16 protein-coding genes are annotated in these 18,919 nt (G+C 43.1%); 13 read left to right on the forward strand and 3 right to left on the reverse strand.

Annotated features, from left to right (window positions below; all coding sequences use genetic code 11):
- The first annotated feature begins 20 nt into the window (after positions 1–20).
- The 5 genes from L1028_RS00345 to glnA all read left to right on the forward strand — a co-directional run bounded on the left by L1028_RS00345 (position 21) and on the right by glnA (position 6,185).
- The gene (locus tag L1028_RS00345) at positions 21–710 is read left to right on the forward strand and encodes a response regulator transcription factor (RefSeq protein ID WP_234529844.1); all 690 of its coding nucleotides are present in this window, start codon (positions 21–23) and stop codon (positions 708–710) included.
- Between the two features lies 1 nt (position 711).
- Entirely contained in the window at positions 712–2,157 is a 1,446-nt protein-coding gene (locus tag L1028_RS00350) for a sensor histidine kinase (RefSeq protein WP_234529845.1), read from the forward strand.
- A 60-nt stretch (positions 2,158–2,217) separates the two neighbouring features.
- The gene (locus tag L1028_RS00355; RefSeq protein WP_234529848.1) at positions 2,218–3,174 is read left to right on the forward strand and encodes a 4-hydroxy-3-methylbut-2-enyl diphosphate reductase; all 957 of its coding nucleotides are present in this window, start codon (positions 2,218–2,220) and stop codon (positions 3,172–3,174) included.
- A gap of 256 nt (positions 3,175–3,430) precedes the next feature.
- Positions 3,431–4,477 carry a 3-deoxy-7-phosphoheptulonate synthase gene (gene aroF, locus L1028_RS00360; protein ID WP_234529850.1) on the forward strand — a complete coding sequence of 349 codons (1,047 nt, stop codon included), beginning with the start codon at positions 3,431–3,433 and terminating at the stop codon, positions 4,475–4,477.
- A gap of 283 nt (positions 4,478–4,760) precedes the next feature.
- Positions 4,761–6,185 carry a type I glutamate--ammonia ligase gene (gene glnA, locus L1028_RS00365; protein ID WP_042186233.1) on the forward strand — a complete coding sequence of 475 codons (1,425 nt, stop codon included), beginning with the start codon at positions 4,761–4,763 and terminating at the stop codon, positions 6,183–6,185.
- 225 nt (positions 6,186–6,410) lie between these two features.
- Here glnA and L1028_RS00370 read toward each other — a convergent pair whose 3' ends face one another.
- A complete protein-coding gene (locus L1028_RS00370) occupies positions 6,411–7,445 on the reverse strand; it encodes a LacI family DNA-binding transcriptional regulator (protein WP_234529852.1) in 1,035 nt (344 codons plus the stop codon).
- Between the two features lie 374 nt (positions 7,446–7,819).
- Here L1028_RS00370 and L1028_RS00375 point away from each other — a divergent pair, with 374 nt between their 5' ends.
- The 8 genes from L1028_RS00375 (at position 7,820) to L1028_RS00410 (ending at position 17,017) form a co-directional block, all read left to right on the forward strand.
- On the forward strand, positions 7,820–9,193 hold the full coding sequence (locus tag L1028_RS00375) for an ABC transporter substrate-binding protein (RefSeq protein WP_234529854.1): 1,374 nt from the start codon (positions 7,820–7,822) through the stop codon (positions 9,191–9,193).
- A 121-nt stretch (positions 9,194–9,314) separates the two neighbouring features.
- A complete protein-coding gene (locus tag L1028_RS00380; protein ID WP_042125669.1) occupies positions 9,315–10,208 on the forward strand; it encodes a carbohydrate ABC transporter permease in 894 nt (297 codons plus the stop codon).
- Positions 10,208–11,044: a carbohydrate ABC transporter permease gene (locus L1028_RS00385; RefSeq protein WP_234529856.1), complete on the forward strand. Its 837-nt coding sequence runs from the start codon at positions 10,208–10,210 to the stop codon at positions 11,042–11,044. Before L1028_RS00380 ends, L1028_RS00385 begins: the two co-directional genes overlap by 1 nt.
- A 29-nt stretch (positions 11,045–11,073) precedes the next feature.
- Entirely contained in the window at positions 11,074–13,812 is a 2,739-nt protein-coding gene (locus L1028_RS00390; protein WP_234529858.1) for a GH36-type glycosyl hydrolase domain-containing protein, read from the forward strand.
- 152 nt (positions 13,813–13,964) lie between these two features.
- Positions 13,965–14,852 carry a hypothetical protein gene (locus L1028_RS00395; protein WP_234529860.1) on the forward strand — a complete coding sequence of 296 codons (888 nt, stop codon included), beginning with the start codon at positions 13,965–13,967 and terminating at the stop codon, positions 14,850–14,852.
- Between the two features lie 110 nt (positions 14,853–14,962).
- Positions 14,963–16,051, forward strand: a complete 1,089-nt coding sequence (serC, locus tag L1028_RS00400) for a 3-phosphoserine/phosphohydroxythreonine transaminase (RefSeq protein ID WP_234529862.1) — start codon at positions 14,963–14,965, stop codon at positions 16,049–16,051.
- Between the two features lie 123 nt (positions 16,052–16,174).
- Entirely contained in the window at positions 16,175–16,639 is a 465-nt protein-coding gene (gene trmL / locus L1028_RS00405; RefSeq protein ID WP_234529864.1) for a tRNA (uridine(34)/cytosine(34)/5-carboxymethylaminomethyluridine(34)-2'-O)-methyltransferase TrmL, read from the forward strand.
- Positions 16,640–16,762: 123 nt separating this feature from the next.
- Positions 16,763–17,017 carry an AbrB/MazE/SpoVT family DNA-binding domain-containing protein gene (locus tag L1028_RS00410; RefSeq protein WP_039871533.1) on the forward strand — a complete coding sequence of 85 codons (255 nt, stop codon included), beginning with the start codon at positions 16,763–16,765 and terminating at the stop codon, positions 17,015–17,017.
- Positions 17,018–17,383: 366 nt separating this feature from the next.
- Here the strand turns inward: L1028_RS00410 and L1028_RS00415 are convergent, their stop codons facing one another.
- A complete protein-coding gene (locus L1028_RS00415; protein WP_234529866.1) occupies positions 17,384–18,451 on the reverse strand; it encodes a phosphodiester glycosidase family protein in 1,068 nt (355 codons plus the stop codon).
- Positions 18,448–18,855, reverse strand: a complete 408-nt coding sequence (locus L1028_RS00420; RefSeq protein WP_042186244.1) for a hypothetical protein — start codon at positions 18,853–18,855, stop codon at positions 18,448–18,450. The genes L1028_RS00415 and L1028_RS00420 overlap by 4 nt, the downstream gene beginning before the upstream one ends.
- Positions 18,856–18,919 lie beyond the last annotated feature (64 nt).

Genomic DNA, 18,919 nt, shown 5'->3' on the forward strand with positions numbered 1-18,919 from the left:
TGAACAATGGGGGCTGCTTGATGCGACCGAATATTCTTATTATTGATGATGATGAAAAAATTATCTCCATGCTGCGCCGGGGACTAGCTTTTGAAGGCTACGATGTTAAGACAGCGGTGAATGGAGCGGATGGTTTACGAGCAATCCTGAGCAGCGATCCAGATGTGGTGATTTTGGATGTTATGATGCCTCAGGTAGACGGATTTGAAGTCTGTCGTCGTTTGAGAGAAGGGGGCAGCAATGTACCTGTTCTAATGCTCACAGCAAAGGATGAAATTGAGCATCGTGTGAAAGGGCTTGATCTGGGTGCGGACGATTATCTAGTAAAACCATTTGCACTTGAAGAATTACTTGCACGTGTGCGAGCATTGCTTCGACGTAAGAGTGAGCAAAGTGGCGGCAGGGAGCAAGCGGTTACTTACGAGGATATTACACTTGATGTAGATTCACGCGAAGTCACACGCGCCGGTAAAAGACTTGAGCTGACGGCGAAGGAATTTGAGCTACTGCATCTTTTTATGCAGAATCCGAAACGGGTGCTTTCGCGGGATCTGATCATGGATAAAATATGGGGTTATGATTATAGCGGTGAATCAAATGTACTTGAGGTATACATAGCTATGCTACGTCAAAAGACGGAGGAACATGGCGGTAAACGCCTTATTCAAACGATCCGGGGTGCCGGTTACATTCTAAGAGGTGACAACTAACATGTCTATAAGATTGCGGCTGACTGCTTGGTATTCAGGGATTTTGGCCGTTATGCTGCTGGCCTTATCAGCCGCAATTTACGGTTTTGTCTATTTTAATACGTATGGGGACTTGAAGGATCGTCTGAAAGTACAATCTGAGCAAACGAAACTTTTATTTAGCGTTGATCGCTACAATGGTGAGCTGAAACTTGGCGGAGTTGGTCCTGAAAACTCCAATTTATATACGCAGATTTATACTTATGGCAGCAAAAGCTTGTCACAATCGACAAATATGATTAACTTTGGCCTACGGTTTGATTATCCTGCTAAAGATAAAATAGCAAAAGGATTTCGTAATGTTGTTGTGGGCGGCAATCAGTTCTTAATCTACGAGATGCCTATCGAAATAGAGCATTATAATAATAATCCAGTGGCTGTATTACAAGTCGCTGCCTATGTGAATGAGCAGAATAAGCTCTTGGAGCGTTTGAAAAATATATTGCTTGTCGGTTCTTTTGCTACCTTGATCGCGGCATTTACCTTTGGTTTATTTCTGGCCCGTAAAGCGATGAGTCCTATTGGGAAAGTGATTGAAGCTGCAAATGGGATTCAGACGGGGAATGACCTAAGCTCCCGTATTGAATATGATGGACCTCCAGACGAAATAGGAAGACTTATTGAGACCGTTAACAGTATGCTTGGGCGTATGGAAGGATTCTACACAGAGCTTGAGGATTCGTATGCGGCTCAGCGTCGTTTCGTATCGGATGCTTCACATGAGCTTCGGACACCACTCACAACCATACGCGGGAATATCGATCTGCTGCAAAAAGTATGGGAGATGGAGCCGGGCGAAGGGAAGATGAGCGAGGCTGAAGTTCGCCAGCTCTCGATGGAATCGGTGAAGGATATCGCGGACGAGTCTAAGCGAATGAGCCGACTTGTAGCAGATATGCTCTCTCTTGCGCGTGCTGATACAGGGCGAACCTTCGAGATAGAGCCGGTGGCACTGGAACCAATGATGACTGAGATTTCGCGTAGGGCATCCTTCCTGCCTCGTCAAGCAGAGTGGGTTACAGGGGATATGTCCGTTTTAAATGGAAAATATGTTGTGGGTAATAAAGATTATTTACAACAAATGTTATTTATTTTTATTGATAATGCTTTTAAGTACACGCCTTCTGGCGGGGTAAGTTTAGATACGATTTTCTATCAGAATCAGGTTGGTATTCGGATCACCGATACGGGGATTGGTATGGACAAAGATGAGGTTCCATATATTTTCGACCGATTCTATCGTGCAGATGAATCACGTGGAATTACGGAAGGGATTGGGCTTGGTTTATCTATTGCTAAGTGGATTATTGACGAACATGGCGGGTCTGTGGAGGTTGTTACACGTCAAGGTGAGGGAACCACTTTTGTGATCTGGCTGCCGCTTCTCTTTGCTCCGCCGCTGGAATAGGGTATAATTTAAAGTGTGCCCTATTACAGAAGTCAACGAAAGCAGAAAGTTGGTGAAGTCATGGAAGTCATTAAAATCTCTCCCCGGGGATATTGTTACGGAGTAGTCGATGCTATGGTAATGGCACGGCAGGCTGCACAAAATCTCGATCTTCCCCGGCCGATTTATATACTGGGCATGATTGTTCATAATAGTCATGTCACGAATTCGTTTGAGGACGATGGCATCATTACCTTGGACGGTCATAATCGCCTCGATATTCTGGATAAAGTAGACAGTGGAACGGTTATATTCACTGCTCACGGAGTTTCACCTGAAGTGCGCAAGATGGCTAGGGATAAAGGATTGACTACTGTTGATGCTACTTGTCCTGATGTGACAAAGACACATGATCTCATTCAGGAGAAGGTCGATGATGGCTATGAGGTTATTTATATCGGCAAGAAAGGCCATCCGGAACCGGAAGGTGCTGTTGGCATTGCGCCAGAGCATGTGCATTTAATTGAAAAAGAAGATGAGATTGCAACCCTATCCATCCCTTCTTCACGGATTGTAATTACCAATCAGACCACTATGAGCCAGTGGGACATTAAACATATTATGAAAAAGCTTCTAGAGACCTTCCCGGGTGCCGAAGTGCATAATGAGATATGTATGGCTACTCAGGTGCGTCAGGAGGCTGTAGCCGAACAGGCGGGGCAATGTGATCTATTAATTGTCGTTGGTGATCCACGAAGCAACAACTCTAATCGTCTGGCACAGGTGTCGGAAGAGATCGCAGGTGTTCCGGCCCATCGGATTTCTGATATCTCTGAACTAAATACCGAGTGGCTAAAGGGTATAAATATTGTTGGGGTTACTTCGGGCGCATCTACACCTACACCAATTACTAAAGAAGTTATTAATTATTTGGAGCAGTACGATTCCAAGAATCCAGAGACATGGGAGATCAAACGTACTGTGAATATGGCAAAACTACTTCCTCCAGTTAAGAATAAGAGTGCAAGTACTACTTAATGCGCTGTAAGCGGACTTATATATTTGTGCTGGGACAAAAGCGCGTAATCTCGTCTGTCGGGGTTACGCGCTTTTCTATTTAGAAAAAGCGGTTTCATCTAATAAATCAGGAAATAGGATTGACGGTAATAGATTTTTAAAGTAAAATCGCTTTATTGATTAAAAGCATAAAAGCTTAAAAGCGAACCCGCGTCGTAGTGTGAATGTATACAGCGGAATTATTATAAATTTTAAGTGTAGAGAGGAAGTTATTCATATGATCGTCATTACATCCAATCAAACGCCAGAAGAACAGATTAAAAATATTATCACAGTTATCGAAAAAGAGGGCTTGCAGGTGCATCTCTCCAAAGGTGCAGATCACACTGTTATCGGTTTAGTAGGAAGTGTCGCTCCTAAGCTTGCAGAGCATTTGCGGCAAATGAAGGGTGTGGAGAACGTCGTAAAGATCTCCAAGTCTTATAAGCTAGCTAGCCGTGATTTCCATCCAGAGGATACTATTATTGATATCAAGGGTGTGAAGATTGGTGGAGAGAATCTGGTGATCATGGGCGGACCTTGTGCCGTTGAGACTCCAGAGCAGATTGATGAGATTGCCCGTCTGGTTAAAGCATCAGGTGCTCAGGTACTGCGTGGAGGCGCGTTTAAGCCCCGTACAGGCCCATACAGCTTCCAAGGTGTAGGTGTAGAAGGTTTGACCATGATGGCTGAAGCAGGAAAGCGTCATGGCCTGTTAACCATTACAGAGGTTATGACCCCAGAGTATGTGGATATTTGTGCAGAGCATGCGGATATCCTCCAGGTGGGTACACGGAACATGCAGAACTTTGATTTGCTGCGCAAGTTGGGTACTTGCGGAAGACCTGTCCTTCTAAAACGCGGATTCAGTGCAACTTATGATGAATTGCTCAATGCAGCGGAGTACATTTTGGCAGGCGGAAATAAGGATGTGATGCTCTGTGAGCGTGGTATTCGTACATTTGAGACTTACACACGCAATACGTTGGATCTATCGGCTATTCCGGTTCTACAAAGCTTAAGCCACCTTCCGGTAATCTCTGACCCAAGTCACGGCACTGGACGTCGTGAGTTAGTTGAACCTATGGCAAAGGCTTCGGTTGCTGCGGGTGCAAATGGTCTAATTATCGAAATGCACACAGATCCGGACAATTCCATGACAGGTGATGGTGTTCAATCGTTATTCCCTGAACAGTTCGATAATCTGCTTAAGGATCTAGAAAAGCTTGCTCCGATTGTTGGACGTAAGTTTTCAACTTCACCAGAAACCGTTTCGGCGCTATAATATGTAAGCATATAACAACCTTGGAAGTCCTCTAAACCCGCGGTACAGCGGGGTAGTAGGGCTTCTTTGCTATTGGATAAGTTAGATATTTTATGAATATTAACGAAAATAATGGATTTCACGAAAGCGTTAGAATATCTTACATTGCTGAAAGAAATACCTGACATAAGCATTGACGATGTTAGGTATGAGATTTATAATGACGACAGCAAATAAAAATGAAACAAGAACATTTGCATACTGTGAGGGGCTTAATGTTCGGAACTTGGGGGAGGAAAAATTCATGTCGGTTGAAAAAGTGTTGCAAACAATTAAAGAAAACAATATCGAGTGGGTAGATTTTCGATTCGTAGATTTAGGTGGCCGTGCTCACCACATTTCTCTGCCTGCTTCTGAAGTGGAAGATGAAACTTTTGTAAATGGGGTAGCATTCGACGGTTCTTCCATCAAAGGATTCCGTGGTATTGAAGAATCAGACATGGTTATGATGCCTGATCCGAACAGTGTGTTCATTGATCCGTTTACAGCTCATCCAACGCTGAACGTAATGTGCGACATTTTCACTCCTGATGGTGAACGCTATGAGCGCGATCCTCGCGGTATTGCTGTGAAAGCAGAAGAATTCCTTCAGAAGAGCGGAGTTGGTACATCAGCATTCTTCGCACCTGAGTCTGAATTCTTTATCTTTGACGATGTTCGTTACGAGAGTGGTATGAACAGCTCCTCATTCTTCGTAGACTCTGAAGAAGCGGCTTGGAATACGGGTCGTAAAGAAGAGGGCGGCAACCTTGCATTCAAAGTTGGCGTTAAAGGTGGATATGTACCTGTAGCACCTGTGGATTCCCAACAGGATATCCGTAGTGAAATGTGCCGTCTGCTTGCTGAAGTGGGGCTGCGTATTGAGCGTCATCACCACGAAGTAGCAACTGCAGGCCAAGCGGAAATTAACTTCCGTTTTGATACCTTGAAGAAAACAGCTGATAATCTCATGACTTATAAATATATTGTACAAAACACTGCACGTCAGTACGGCAAAGTAGCAACTTTCATGCCAAAACCGCTGTTTGGCGATAATGGTAGCGGAATGCATGTACACCAATCAATTTTTGACGGAGACACTCCTTTGTTCTACGAAAAAGGCGCTTATGCTAACTTGAGCGAAATGGCTCTTCACTACATCGGCGGTATTTTGTACCATGCACCAGCTTTGATCGCTTTGACTAACCCAAGCACCAATTCATTTAAACGTTTGGTTCCTGGTTACGAAGCACCGGTTAACTTGGTATACTCCAAAGGAAACCGTTCTGCAGCAGTTCGTATCCCGGTAGCAGCTGTGACACCAAAAGGCTGTCGTATCGAGTTCCGTACACCGGATTCTACGGCTAACCCTTACTTGGCATTCTCTGCAATGCTGATGGCAGGTCTGGACGGAATCAAGAACAAGATCAACCCGCAAGAACTGGGTTACGGTCCTTTGGACAAAAACATCTACGAATTGTCTGATGCAGACAAAGAAAAGATCCGCAGCGTTCCAGGCAGCCTGAGCGAAGCACTTGATTCTTTGGAAGCTGATTACGAGTTCCTTACCGAAGGTGACGTATTTACTAAGGACTTCATTGATAACTATATTGCTCTGAAACGCTCCGAAGCTCAAGAAGTTGCAATTCGTGTTCATCCACATGAATACTCTCTGTACTTCGACTTGTAAGATTGCTTAAATAATATAAAACATAAACAAATAAAGGTGTTCCTAAGTCATGGAAATGGCTTAGGAACACCTTTTGTGTTGATTTAGGATGTTTAATACTCCAGACAAAAATGAGGATATCTTTGACCATTGATATGGGAAAGAAGATCCTCATTTTTTGCTTCTGTAGTTTATTAATCTGCGCCGTATCTCTAATTTAATAAAGTAAAGGTATCACTAAGGGATCTATACTAAACCCCGCTCAGGTGCGCCGCAGGATTCTCTTATGATGAGCTCTGGCTCCACGCTGAAAGAGCTCGTGCCAGATTGATTGTTTATTAGATCATACAGCATTAACGCAGCTAGACGACCGATCTTATCTTTATTTTGTTTAATTGTAGTTAAGAGTGGTGTTGTGTAATTGCAGGCTTCGATATCGTCACAGCCAATAATCGCGACGGTACCAGGAACCGCGATAGAAGATTCCTTCAGGGCTCGAATAGCCCCGATAGCTAGCTGATCAGAGGCCGCGAAGATTGCTCTGGGTAAATTTCCATTAGCAATCATTCTACGCATGGTCTCAAAACCGCTGGCTTCAAAAAAATTGCTCCCGTTTAAGAACCAGTTTTCTTTAATTGGTAGTCCTAAATCTTCAAGCGATTTGCGGAAACCACTTTCACGTATATTGGAGATTTCTGACTCTGAGGAGCTGCCGATGTAACCAAGTTCTCTATAACCTAATAAGTAAAAGTGTTCGACTACCTTAGTGGACATCTTGAAATTATCAGACATGATATAACCAGAATTGTCGCCGGATAGCTTTAAATCAACGCCGATGCAAGGGATAGAACTACTATCTAATTCGCTGATAGAGGTCTCTAGCTCTTGTCCGGAAATAAGTAGGCAGCCATCTACATTAAAGTGCAGACAACGGGCAAGATAATCATTAGTATCGCCACTTTGAAATTTTTCGTTAGAGAAAAAGATAAGGTCGTAACCTAGCAGTCCCATTTGTTTTTTGAAGGAGTTTAGGACTTCGATGAAAAAAGGATGGGTAAAGTCAACATTCAGCATTCCTGCAAAAACCACACCAATTAGATTCGATGATTTTGTAGCTAATGTTTTTGCTGAATTGGAGGGGGTATATCCGGTTTCCTTTATGATTTGTTGTACCCTAGTCTTGGTGTCTTCCGAAATTTCGCTGTAGTTATTTATGATTTTAGATACTGTCGAAACAGAAACTCCAGCTATTTTCGCTATATCTTTAATGTTATAGGCCAACTTTAGCCCTCCTTGTAATAAAAATTACTCCGTAATCTATGAAAAAAGTATAGTTGAGTCAGATTTTTATGGATTTGAAGTGTAAAATTCGAAACGTTTTCGTAAATGATTTTATAATTATATAGGTAGATAGTCAATGAGATGTTTAGTAGTATCGCAGGAATATCCTTTATATCAAAGGATTTTTATAGATATTTGGTCAAGAATAGTTCAAAGATAAAGAATAAAAAAGACTTTACAAAGATAAATAACGATGTAATAATAAAAACAACGAAACCGCTTTCTGTATTATCGTCGTTAAATTTTCGTGATTTCAGGGGTTAAGATGGTGTTTCGTTAGAAGGTCGTAACAAATTATCTGGGGGGTAACAAAAATGGTAAAGAAGCTTTCTGCAGTATTGTTGAGCTCAGCGCTAGTGCTCTCATTAGCAGCATGTGGAAGCGGCAACAACACAAAGGGTGAGGCTACAAATGCTCCGGGGAACGGAACAGATAAGCCGGCATCTGGTGACAAGAAAGTGATTAAGATCTTGCACTGGAAACAAGAGAACATTAACAAAGTCATTACAGACATTAATAAGAAGTTTGAAGAGAAATATCCGGAATATAAAGTGGAGTACACAACGACTGGTCCGGATGATGAATTCAAACAAGCGCAAAGAGCAAGAATCACAGCTGGTGACGTTGACGTCCTTGCCGATCTTTCCGGTATGAGATTGTCGCCGAAAGATTGGACACCAGGTGCGAAAGTGCCAGACTGGCAACAATGGATTGATTCCGGTTTGATTGCTGATCTGAGCAACGAAGCTTTCGTTAAAAACTACAACGCGAATGATATTGCTAAGGCGGGTACTTACAACGATAAAGTGTATGCGATCCCAACCGGTAAAGTAGCAATGTCAGGTTTCTTCTATAATAAAGAAATGTTTGAAGAAAACGGTTTGACTGTGCCTACTACATGGACGGAGTTCATTAGTCTTCTTGATACTCTGAAATCCAAGAGCATTGTACCAATCGTAGTGGCTGGTAAAGATGTATGGCCTTTGAAACTGCCAGTGTTCGGTTTGCAGTCTAAGATTCTAGGTGGCGGCGACCAACAAAAATGGATTGAAGGCGTTTGGAAAGGTGCTTCGGCATTCAACGATGCTGAGGCAGTAGAAGTGCTAGAAAAAATGAAGACGCTTCAAGATAACTACTTCATCGACGGTTTCTTGGGGATTGACTATGCAACAGCACCCTCGTACTTTGCAACAGGTAAAGCAGCTATGATTGCTGACGGAACTTGGGATGCTCCTACGATTGCTGCTGCTAATCCAGATCTGAAATTCGGATACTTCCCAATTCCAGCTACTGAAGACGCTGCTAAAAACAATTCACTTGTAGGTAAATACGATGTAACTTGGTATGCAGCAGAAAAAGGTCCGAACAAAGAAGGCGCTTTGAAATGGCTGGAATTCTTCTCTGAACCAGAAAACTACACAGAATACGTTAAAGCTGCAGGCTTCTTGCCAACACAAGATAACATTGCAACTGACAGTGACTTTATTGACAAAGAGCTTGCTCCTTACATGACAGGTGACTTTGAGCTAGCTTATGAAATCATGATGATTAACCGTGATAACGTTGGCGAGCACATTGCTGCTGAGGGTGTACACACCGAATACCTTGCACCAGGTGGCGAATTTAAAACCGCTAAAGAACTTGCAGATGTTCAACAAAAAGAATGGGAAGCTGCAGCTCCTAAATAAGCTGTTATCTCAATAAACAGACATCTACAACATACTGTGCACCATCATGTACTACAACATCGGGGTCTGTTCGTACAGACCCCGATCATTTTATTGAATTAGGATTGGGTAGGTGAGAGAAATGTATCCGTTCGGAAAAGGTATAAAGAGATATTTACCACTTCTGCTGCTTATGATTCCATTATCGTTGTACGTTGTTTTTTATTTTGGACCCTCTATGATGACGGTCATCTATTCATTTACAGATATTACTAACGTTCCTGGAAGCAAGTTGAATTTCGTAGGCCTCGACAATTATTATAGTGTTTTTAACTCCGGAAATTCAGGCGAACGTTGGGATTCCATTATACGAACTGTTTATTTCATGATCATTGTTACAATCGTACAGAACGGTGTCGGTCTCCTTATGGCCGTAGTTATTAATCAGAAGCTGAAAGGCGATTATTTTTATCGCGCAGTTTTCTTTTTGCCGGTTGTGCTCGGTGTTTCGGTAGTTGCACTGGTATGGGGCTTGATGTTTGATCCGCTAAGTGGTCCCGTAAATCAACTGTATGATTCATTGTTCGGTTATAAAGATATGTTCTTTGGAAGCTTCACCCATGCGTTTGGTTATATTATATTTACGCAAATTTGGATGTACATGGGTTATTCCATGCTGATTTTCCTTGCAGGACTTCAATCCGTACCGAAAGATCTATATGAAGCTGGATATATTGATGGAACTACGAAGTGGCAATCTTTTAAGAACATTACGTTCCCACTTATTGCTCCATCGTTCACCATTAATATTATTTTGTCCATCATCGGTGCGATGTCCACCTTTGATATTATTCTCGCAACTACGGACGGTCGCTTTAACACAAGAACGATGGCTTATGACGTGTATAAAGAGACGTTCCGTGGTTCTCTGCAGATGGGACTTCCATCCGCGCTTTCGGTGGTACAGTTCCTTATGATTCTGGTCTTCGTTGTATTTGCAGTTAAACAAATGCGTAAGAGAGAGGTGGAGTATTAATGAAAGATTCCAAAACCGCCAAAACTCTCTCCTATATTCTGATTGCAGTGTTGCTTGTTTTGTATGTCATGCCGCTATTATTTGTTATAAATGTTTCATTCAAGTCCTTCACAGATTACCTGCTAGACCCGATCGGACTTGTGAAAAGTATTCAATGGGATAACTACAAGGAAGCATGGCTAAAAGGTAATTTCTCTAATTATTTCCTGAACAGTCTGCTGTATACAGCCGTAGCAACAGTGCTTACACTAATCGTTTCGTTATTCGGAGCTTTCCCGGTTGCGAGAAATTATGTGAAGTGGAGCGGGTTTATTTATTTGTTCTTCTTGATGTCACAGTTCTTGCCTAACCCTATGGTTGCACAGTTCAAGCTGATGCTTACCATGAAACAGGAGCTTGGGTTTGTGGGTTATGATACGAAGTTGGGTTATATTCTGCTTAAAACAGGCGGAACAGGCATCGTGTTCATGATGTTCGTTGGTTACATTAAAGGAATTAGTCGAGAAATGGATGAAGCTGCGGGTATGGATGGTGCTGGATATATGCGATATCTATTCCAGATCATTATGCCGCTGATGAAACCTGTTATCGCAACGGGTGTTATCTTAACAGCGATTACCATCTGGAATGACTTTGTGGGACCGGTCATGTATTTGCCAAGTCCGGAACATTATCCTATTACCTTTGGGCTTAAAGAATTCCGCGGTCAATATGGGAACAACTGGCCTATGTTGGCGTGCGGTATCATGATCGTATCAGCACCACTTATCGTCCTGTACACTTTCATTCAAAAGTATATTGTTGACGGTGCATTGGCAGGTGCGGTTAAAGCTTAAGTAGATGTGTAAATGAGAGGATGGGAACAATGGACCGCAAAAAAATTCTTGGCTTTGAATTCACCGGAAAGGATGGGGAGTTCAAGCTTCAGCAACCGGATCATAGTAGTTTCTTATACTTCCCTTTAGTAAATGAGGGGGGGATGATGTCGACTGTAACCCCGAAGTTTCATGGTCAGGCGACGACCGGTCATAATACATTTTTAACACCGCCATTATCTGTTGAAGATTTGCATAATTCACGTGCCTCACGTAATTTCTGGGTTTACGTCGAAGGCAAGGGTGCTTGGTCTGCAGCTGGAAACTCTGCTAAGCAAAATGCAGCGTTCTACACCCCATCAGCTGATGATGCAGTCCTTGAGGCTGGATTCCTATGGCATCGTGTGACTCGCAGTAACTCCGAGATGGGTGTCAAAGCTGAGATTACCAGCTTCGTACCTAGCGGTAACGATAAGGTAGAACTTATGAAAGTTACGTTGACGAATACAGGAACAGAGGAGCTTACCCTGACGCCGACAGCCGTAGTTCCATTGTATGCCCGTTCGGCTGATGATCTGCGGGATCACAGACATGTAACCTCCCTGCTAAACCGGATTTACACTTCTCCTTATGGTGTTGAGGTTCAACCTGCACTATCTTTCGATGAGCGTGGTCATCGCATTAACCATACCTCTTACGGTGTATTTGGAGCGGAAGGTGACGGCAGTCAGCCTGTTGGTTTCTTCCCTATTCAAGAGGAATTTATCGGTGAAGGTGGAAGTCTTGACTGGCCAGAAGCTGTTATTCTGAATACTACGCCAGAGATTGGTAAAGGTGGGGGCGTCGATAGAGAGGGTTATGAAGCCGTTGGTGGCCTTCGATTTGCTCCCATTACCTTGTCTCCTGGTGAAAACCATTCATATGTCGTAGTTATGGCAATTGATAGTGATAGAATTAACGTTGAAGCGATGATGGGCAAATACGGTACATCTGAAGCTTTTGATCATCTCCTAGAGGAAACTAAAGCGTTCTGGGCAGACAAAGTGAATATGGTTGAATTTCATACCGGCGACTCGAATGCAGATCAATGGATGAAATGGGTAACTATCCAACCGGTCCTTAGAAGATTGTATGGTAACTCCTTCTTACCGTATCATGATTATGGAAGAGGCGGACGTGGCTGGCGAGATCTTTGGCAAGACTGTTTGGCGCTACTCATTATGGAGCCTGCCGAAGTTCGTAGCCTACTCTTCAACAATTATGCTGGTGTGAGAATTGATGGCAGTAACGCAACTATCATCGGTCAACAGCCAGGTGAATTTATCGCTGACCGTAACAATATTCCTCGTGTATGGATGGATCATGGGGCGTGGCCGTTCTTAACAACGATGCTCTATCTGGATCAGAGTGGTGATCTTGATTTCTTGTTGCAAGAACAGACTTATTTCCGGGATACTTTTATGAGTCGCTGTAAGGAACGTGATACTTCTTGGGATACCTCTGCAGGCAGTGATCTTAGAACAGCTTCTGGGGAAATCTACAAAGGTACAATTCTGGAACATATTTTGCTGCAAAATCTAGTCCCGTTCTTTAATGTAGGGGAACATAATAATATCCTGCTCGAAGGCGCCGACTGGAACGATGGTCTAGATATGGGTGCGGATCGCGGAGAGAGTGTAGCTTTTACATCTTTCTATGCTAGCAATCTATTAGATATTTCTCGGATGTTACGTACCCTGAAGACTTCTAAAGGTCAGGAAACTGTTGAATTGGCCGAAGAAATGCAGCTACTACTGGATACGCTTAATGAGTCTGTGGATTACAGTTCAGTATCAGGCAAGCATGAGAGACTGGATCGGTATTATGCTGCCGCACCAAATAAGGTGAGTGGAGTTCATGTATCTCTCGATATTGATAAAGTAGCTGATGATCTGGAGCAAAAAGCGGAATGGTTATTTGACCATTTGCGCAGCAACGAGTGGGTACAGAGCGAGAACGGCGATGGATGGTTTAATGGTTATTATAATAACGATGGTGAACAGGTAGAGGGTGAATTTTTTGAAGGCGTTCGTATGACGCTTACGGGTCAAGTGTTCCCGCTTATGGGTCATGCAGCGGCTCCGGAGCAAATTCCACACATTATAGCTGCTGTAGATCGTAATCTATTTGATGACAAGATTGGATACAGGCTTAATTCCCGTTTCGGTGGGATTCAGCAAAATCTGGGTCGTGCTTTTGGTTTTGCTTTTGGCCATAAAGAAAATGGGGCCATGTTCAGTCACATGACCATCATGTATGGAAATGCGTTGTACAAACGTGGTTATGTAAAAGAAGGTCATAAGGTCCTTGAATCTCTTTACAGCTTGAGTACGGATTTCGAAAAAGCTCGCATCTACCCAGGTATTCCTGAATATATTAACGAGCAAGGCAGAGGGATGTACACGTATCTAACAGGCTCCGCAAGCTGGCTCTTGCTAACCATGGTCACTGAAGTATTTGGTGTGAAGGGCAAGCTGGGAGATCTATTGCTAGAACCTAAATTAGTAAAAGAACAATTTGATTCCGAGGGCAAAGCATCGATAAAGACGATCTTCGCAGATCGCGAGTTTGAAGTGGTCTATAAAGCCACTGGAAGCTTTAACTACGGAGAGTACCAAATATACTCCGTTACGCTGAACGGCGGCGAGGTGACGCTGCAGCGTGGCTCAGGAAGTGTGATTATTCCACGTGAGGAGCTACTTGCTCTGCAGACAGAGAAGCTTCACGTGATTGAAGTGACTCTGGCGTAATCATAACAAGATTTTATTAAAAACGTCTGCACCGTTATGATTAGCGGCTGCAGACGTTTTTTTTGAAAATTATAAAAATTAAGTTTTTTCATAAATGATATAATGGGGCTAATTTACTTATTTGTTGAATGATTGAAAGGGGTTTGTGAAGAATGGGTTGCAGGCTGTCAAATGGCGTATTATCTGTTGATATCGCTGATATTGGAGAAGATTATAAAGGGACTCGTTTTGACTGGACGGGGTTTATCACACAAGTTACGTTAGAAAAGGGTAGCCATACGTTTTGTGTGCCAGAAAGCTTGAGGGAAGGCGAAGGTACTGGAGGAAGTGGACTATGTAACGAGTTTGGCATTTCCCGGGCAATTGGGTATGATGAAACGCCGATTGGAGGCTGGTTTCCAAAGCCCGGAATCGGATTGTTACAAAAGCTGGATTCGCAGAGCTATAGCTTTCTTAGCAAGTATCCACTAACCCCCTTTGCTATTGATATGGAGGTTAGGGATGATTCGGTTACATATACTGTTCAGCCGATGGAAAACAATGGATACGCGGTGCTTTTGACCAAAACGATCTCTATTAAGGAAGATCAATTAATAATTGCATATGAATTGCATAACAAAGGTGAAAAACCATTCCAAACCGAGGAGTATATCCACAATTTCATTGGAATTGATGGTTTGAATATAGGTGCAGATTTTGAGTTGCGTCTCTCGAATGGGCTCAAAGTAGAAGAACCAGAATCTCAATACACGAATAATTTACTAGAGGTATCTGGTAATACCCTTACTTGGTCAGAAGAGCCAGACCGATTCTTTTACTGCAAGCTGAGTGGCTGGGGAGGCCCGGAAGCTAAGTTCAATTGGGAGTTGGTTCATAAGCCTAGTGGAACAGGAGTCCGCGAGAGCGGAGATTTCCCAGTTGCACGAATGGCGCTATGGGGAGAGCGCCACGTGGTCTCACCTGAAGTTTTTGTGAACATTAGTCTTTTACCGCATGAAAGCAAGTCCTGGAGCCGAACTTATCATTTTTTCACATCATGATAAGCAGTAATCAAAGCTTTTATGTGAATAATTATACTTGCTGGTGTGTGAGATTATTGCTATCATAAGCGATATCCATATTGATAGGAGAGAAAGGGTGGGGAGTAGTTTTGAATAAGAGAGCATACAATTTTAATGCCGGACCGGCAGCATTGCCGCTTACGGTACTGGAACGCGCACAAGCGGAGTTTGTTGATTTCCGGGAAAGTGGAATGTCTATCATGGAGATGTCGCACCGTGGAGCAATCTACGAATCCGTGCATAATGAAGCGCAGGAACGTCTGCTTTCGCTCCTCGGCAATCCGAAGGGCTATAAGGTATTGTTCTTACAAGGTGGAGCAAGCACACAGTTTGCTATGATCCCTATGAACCTGATTTCCGAAGGCCAAGTAGGTAGCTATGTTATGACAGGTAGCTGGGCAGATAAGGCTTATAAAGAAGCTAAATTGGTAGGGGGAGCTCATGTTGCTGCTTCTTCCGAAGACAAGAAATTCTTAGCTATACCTGAATTGAGTTCGATTAAAGCTGCGGAAAATGCTGCCTACCTTCACGTTACTTCCAATGAGACCATTGAAGGAACGCAATATGCAGAATATCCGGATGCTGGCTCGATTCCGCTCATCGCAGATATGTCCAGTGATATTCTATGCCGTCCAATCGATGTAAATCAATTCGGAATGATCTATGCTGGAGCTCAGAAGAACCTAGGTCCTTCCGGCGTGACTGTAGTTATTGCTAAAGAAGAATTGCTTGCAGAATCACCTTCTAACATTCCTACAATTATGCGTTACAGCACTCATTATAAAAACAACTCTCTTTACAACACACCTCCTTCTTTCTCGGTTTACATGGTTAATGAAGTATTAAAATGGATTGAGGAGCAGGGTGGTTTAGCCGGCATCCAATCCAAGAACCTTGAAAAAGCGGGTCTGTTATACGATCACATCGATGGAAGTGACGGATTCTACAGTGGCGTTGCTGAGAAGAGCAGTCGCTCTATTATGAACGTTACCTTCCGGATGCAATCGGAAGAACTCGAAAAACGGTTTGTTAAAGCTGCTGAACTGGAAGGTTTTGTCGGCTTAAAAGGACATCGTAGTGTGGGTGGCTTGCGCGCTTCCATTTACAATGCAGTTCCTTACGAAAGTGTTAAAGCACTTTCTGATTTCATGAACCATTTCCGGCAAACTCAAGGTTAATGAACTCTATCGTAAACCTTCCGCCTATGGGTGGAAGGTTTTCAGTTTGTTTGGAGAAACTACTGTTATGCACTAGAGTAAAATATCTGGCTATTAAGCCTTTAGAGAGGAAGGAACCCTATAATGGCACTCCATATCGTATTAGTTGAGCCGGAAATACCGGCCAATACTGGAAATATTGCGCGTACCTGCGCAGCAACAGGCACTCATCTTCACCTGGTTCGCCCGCTCGGATTCCGTACAGACGATGCTACATTGAAAAGAGCAGGATTGGATTACTGGCACGCTGTTAACATTGAATACCACGACTCTTTTGCTGAGGTACTTGAGAAGTACAGTGAGGGACGTTTCTTTTACGCAACGACGAAAGCAGAGAAGAGATATAGCGATTTTGATTTTCAAGATGGAGATTTCTTTGTCTTTGGTAAAGAAACGAAGGGGCTTTCTGCTGATATTCTGGAAGCGGGTAAAGAAACAAAAATGCGCATGCCAATGAGTGATGCCGTGAGATCGCTGAATTTATCTAATTCTGCGGCTATTATTGTATATGAAGCTCTTCGACAGCTAGACTTTCCTAATCTTGTTTAAAAAAAGACAATTTTTTTGTTTTTTTCAGCAGGATTCGACATTTTAATAACGAAATATAATGAATGAGCCGAAATATATAGTAGCTACAAATTATTAGTTGAACAGGAGAGGTGTACGTTAGATATGAAACCTGCTGGTGTAGTTCGCAAAGTGGATCAGCTGGGTAGAATTGTTCTGCCTAAGTCCCTGCGTAAAAGGTATCAGATGAATGAAGGCGACCCGGTTGAAATTTTGGTACAGGGTGACCATATCATCTTGGAGCGTTACCGTCCAAAATGTGTTTTCTGCGGATCAATGGAAGGTGTGAGTGAATATAAAGATCGTTATATTTGCGCTGCATGCCTCTCCGAAATGACGCAATTGCCAAGACACGCCTAGGAAGTACATATTTACACATTTAGAATTCTGACAGCCTATAGTTTTCTAAATAAAGAAACTGTCCCATTCGTAGACTTCTTCTACTTGTGTGACAGTTTTTTTGTTTCAGGCTTATAAAAAATGCCTCAGAGCCAAGTGGCTACTGAGGCATTTCTTGCTTATAGACCTTTTGTTTTGTCGTCGTTGTAAGATGAGGTAAGGATGCCGACCATAAATAACACAAATACGATAGTTACGATCCAAAAGGTTAATGAGAACGACATACTGGCACCTCCATTAGCAAATGTATTCGTTATCTAGATTATACCCTGCAAATCAATAAAAATAAACGCAAATGTGATATGTTGCATAGACATTTTACTATAATCATTCAAAAAACAGGAAATTTGTCGGTACAGCTCTAAGATTTCCGTCTGATGGTTTGTTGACTACTCTTCCGTTGAAGATGAGCGATGACGACCCTCCACCATCCAGATTATAAGCATCCATGACGCCCATGTTATATAGCTTGTTCTGAATTTCCTCTAGCCGAGCACCAGAGCTGCCAAGCTCATTATAGCCATCCGCTACAAAGATGAGAAGCTGATCATCCTTATAATTACCGATTACTGTACGTGGCGCCCGATTGGGGGATGTTTTCCACTTTTCCGGGATCGGTACTTTGATGTTGTTCTTAAGTAGAACAGGCACAAAGGTTGCACCAAATGCGGGTTCGAGTTGATCTAACTGTGCGCGGCTGTAAAATTTCCCGCCGATTAACTGTCCGGACTTGTTCAGACCTACGAAGCTGAGATCCTTGAATGTCGGCTCGAAACCATATAGATACTTTCCATCAATCACAGTAGTGCTTAAGGGATAGCGTTTTCCGGCTTTATCCGCAAAACCTCCAGCATTAATACCTGCAATAGCGCCATGACTTTGTACAGCGTGCATAGTGGTTTCTGCGCCACCGGTAGCTTCCTTAGCAAGACTCATCTGCATCGCAGTTGGATCCTTCAATTTGATCTTCAAAGCATAGGCCTTATAGTTACCTGGATTCAGCTTATATAGCTCAATTCTAATCCGGTCGCTACTAAGGACCTCAGAAGGTATTCCAAGCTTGGCGGATATCCGGCGGTTATAGATCAGCTCAGGACGGCTCGCTTGAGTCTTCGCTGTCTCAACCAATTTATTCATAGCAGTAGTGGTTCCCTTATATAGCTTAGCGCTAGCGCTTACTGCATCTATGGTGTAGGATGCAGTGCCTTCAGCTAGGGTTAAATCCTTTTTTAGGACAGCTGTTTCATTCAGAGGCCCTGAGCTAGGTGCGAATTGCCCTACATCAAGATCCAGCTCGAGCGGTGGCCGATACCACCACATACATATCAGTAAACCTAAAAAAGGTGCGGTCAGAAGCAGAAAGAAGCGGTTCACTCTTTTGACTGGCGTCATCATTTGATCAGATCCATTTCTTTCTTCAAAGCTTCTAACTGTTTGCTAACTTCGCTCAATTGCGTATATAGCTTGTTACTATTGTCTGTCTTGGCACTTGCATTATCTTTAGTGAAGGTTAATAGTTCGTTAAAACTTTGCACAGTATTCTGCAATTCCTTCACTTCTTCAGTGAGAACGGCAATTTTCGACTCATAGTCGGTCTTCAGAACGGTAAGCTGCTGCTGGCTCTGATTGCTAAGTTCGCTCAGCACTTGCTGCTTCAAATGGTTTGTGTAGCTGTATACAGCATATACACCAATTCCAATCATCACGATCCAGAACAGTAAAAACCATTTTACGGAAGGGCCGCTTCTCACAGCAGCACGGCGCGAGTGTACCGGGGACGTTTCCGCTAGCGGTTGCATTTGATCACCTCGGGTTGGTCTTTTTTTCAAGTCCCCATTCTATCAGACTTTGACTAGTTTCGCA

This window comes from Paenibacillus pseudetheri (assembly GCF_924513355.1).
GTDB lineage: Bacteria > Bacillota > Bacilli > Paenibacillales > Paenibacillaceae > Paenibacillus_AQ > Paenibacillus_AQ pseudetheri.

Bases quoted from the DNA above. Each gene is read 5' to 3' on its own strand.
- L1028_RS00345 (WP_234529844.1), top strand. From the start codon at position 21: ATGCGACCGAATATTCTTATTATTGATGATGATGAAAAAATTATCTCC.
- L1028_RS00350 (WP_234529845.1), top strand. From the start codon at position 712: ATGTCTATAAGATTGCGGCTGACTGCTTGGTATTCAGGGATTTTGGCC.
- L1028_RS00355 (WP_234529848.1), top strand. From the start codon at position 2,218: ATGGAAGTCATTAAAATCTCTCCCCGGGGATATTGTTACGGAGTAGTC.
- aroF (WP_234529850.1), top strand. From the start codon at position 3,431: ATGATCGTCATTACATCCAATCAAACGCCAGAAGAACAGATTAAAAAT.
- glnA (WP_042186233.1), top strand. From the start codon at position 4,761: ATGTCGGTTGAAAAAGTGTTGCAAACAATTAAAGAAAACAATATCGAG.
- L1028_RS00375 (WP_234529854.1), top strand. From the start codon at position 7,820: ATGGTAAAGAAGCTTTCTGCAGTATTGTTGAGCTCAGCGCTAGTGCTC.
- L1028_RS00380 (WP_042125669.1), top strand. From the start codon at position 9,315: ATGTATCCGTTCGGAAAAGGTATAAAGAGATATTTACCACTTCTGCTG.
- L1028_RS00385 (WP_234529856.1), top strand. From the start codon at position 10,208: ATGAAAGATTCCAAAACCGCCAAAACTCTCTCCTATATTCTGATTGCA.
- L1028_RS00390 (WP_234529858.1), top strand. From the start codon at position 11,074: ATGGACCGCAAAAAAATTCTTGGCTTTGAATTCACCGGAAAGGATGGG.
- L1028_RS00395 (WP_234529860.1), top strand. From the start codon at position 13,965: ATGGGTTGCAGGCTGTCAAATGGCGTATTATCTGTTGATATCGCTGAT.
- trmL (WP_234529864.1), top strand. From the start codon at position 16,175: ATGGCACTCCATATCGTATTAGTTGAGCCGGAAATACCGGCCAATACT.
- L1028_RS00410 (WP_039871533.1), top strand. From the start codon at position 16,763: ATGAAACCTGCTGGTGTAGTTCGCAAAGTGGATCAGCTGGGTAGAATT.
- L1028_RS00415 (WP_234529866.1), bottom strand. From the start codon at position 18,451: ATGATGACGCCAGTCAAAAGAGTGAACCGCTTCTTTCTGCTTCTGACC.
- L1028_RS00420 (WP_042186244.1), bottom strand. From the start codon at position 18,855: ATGCAACCGCTAGCGGAAACGTCCCCGGTACACTCGCGCCGTGCTGCT.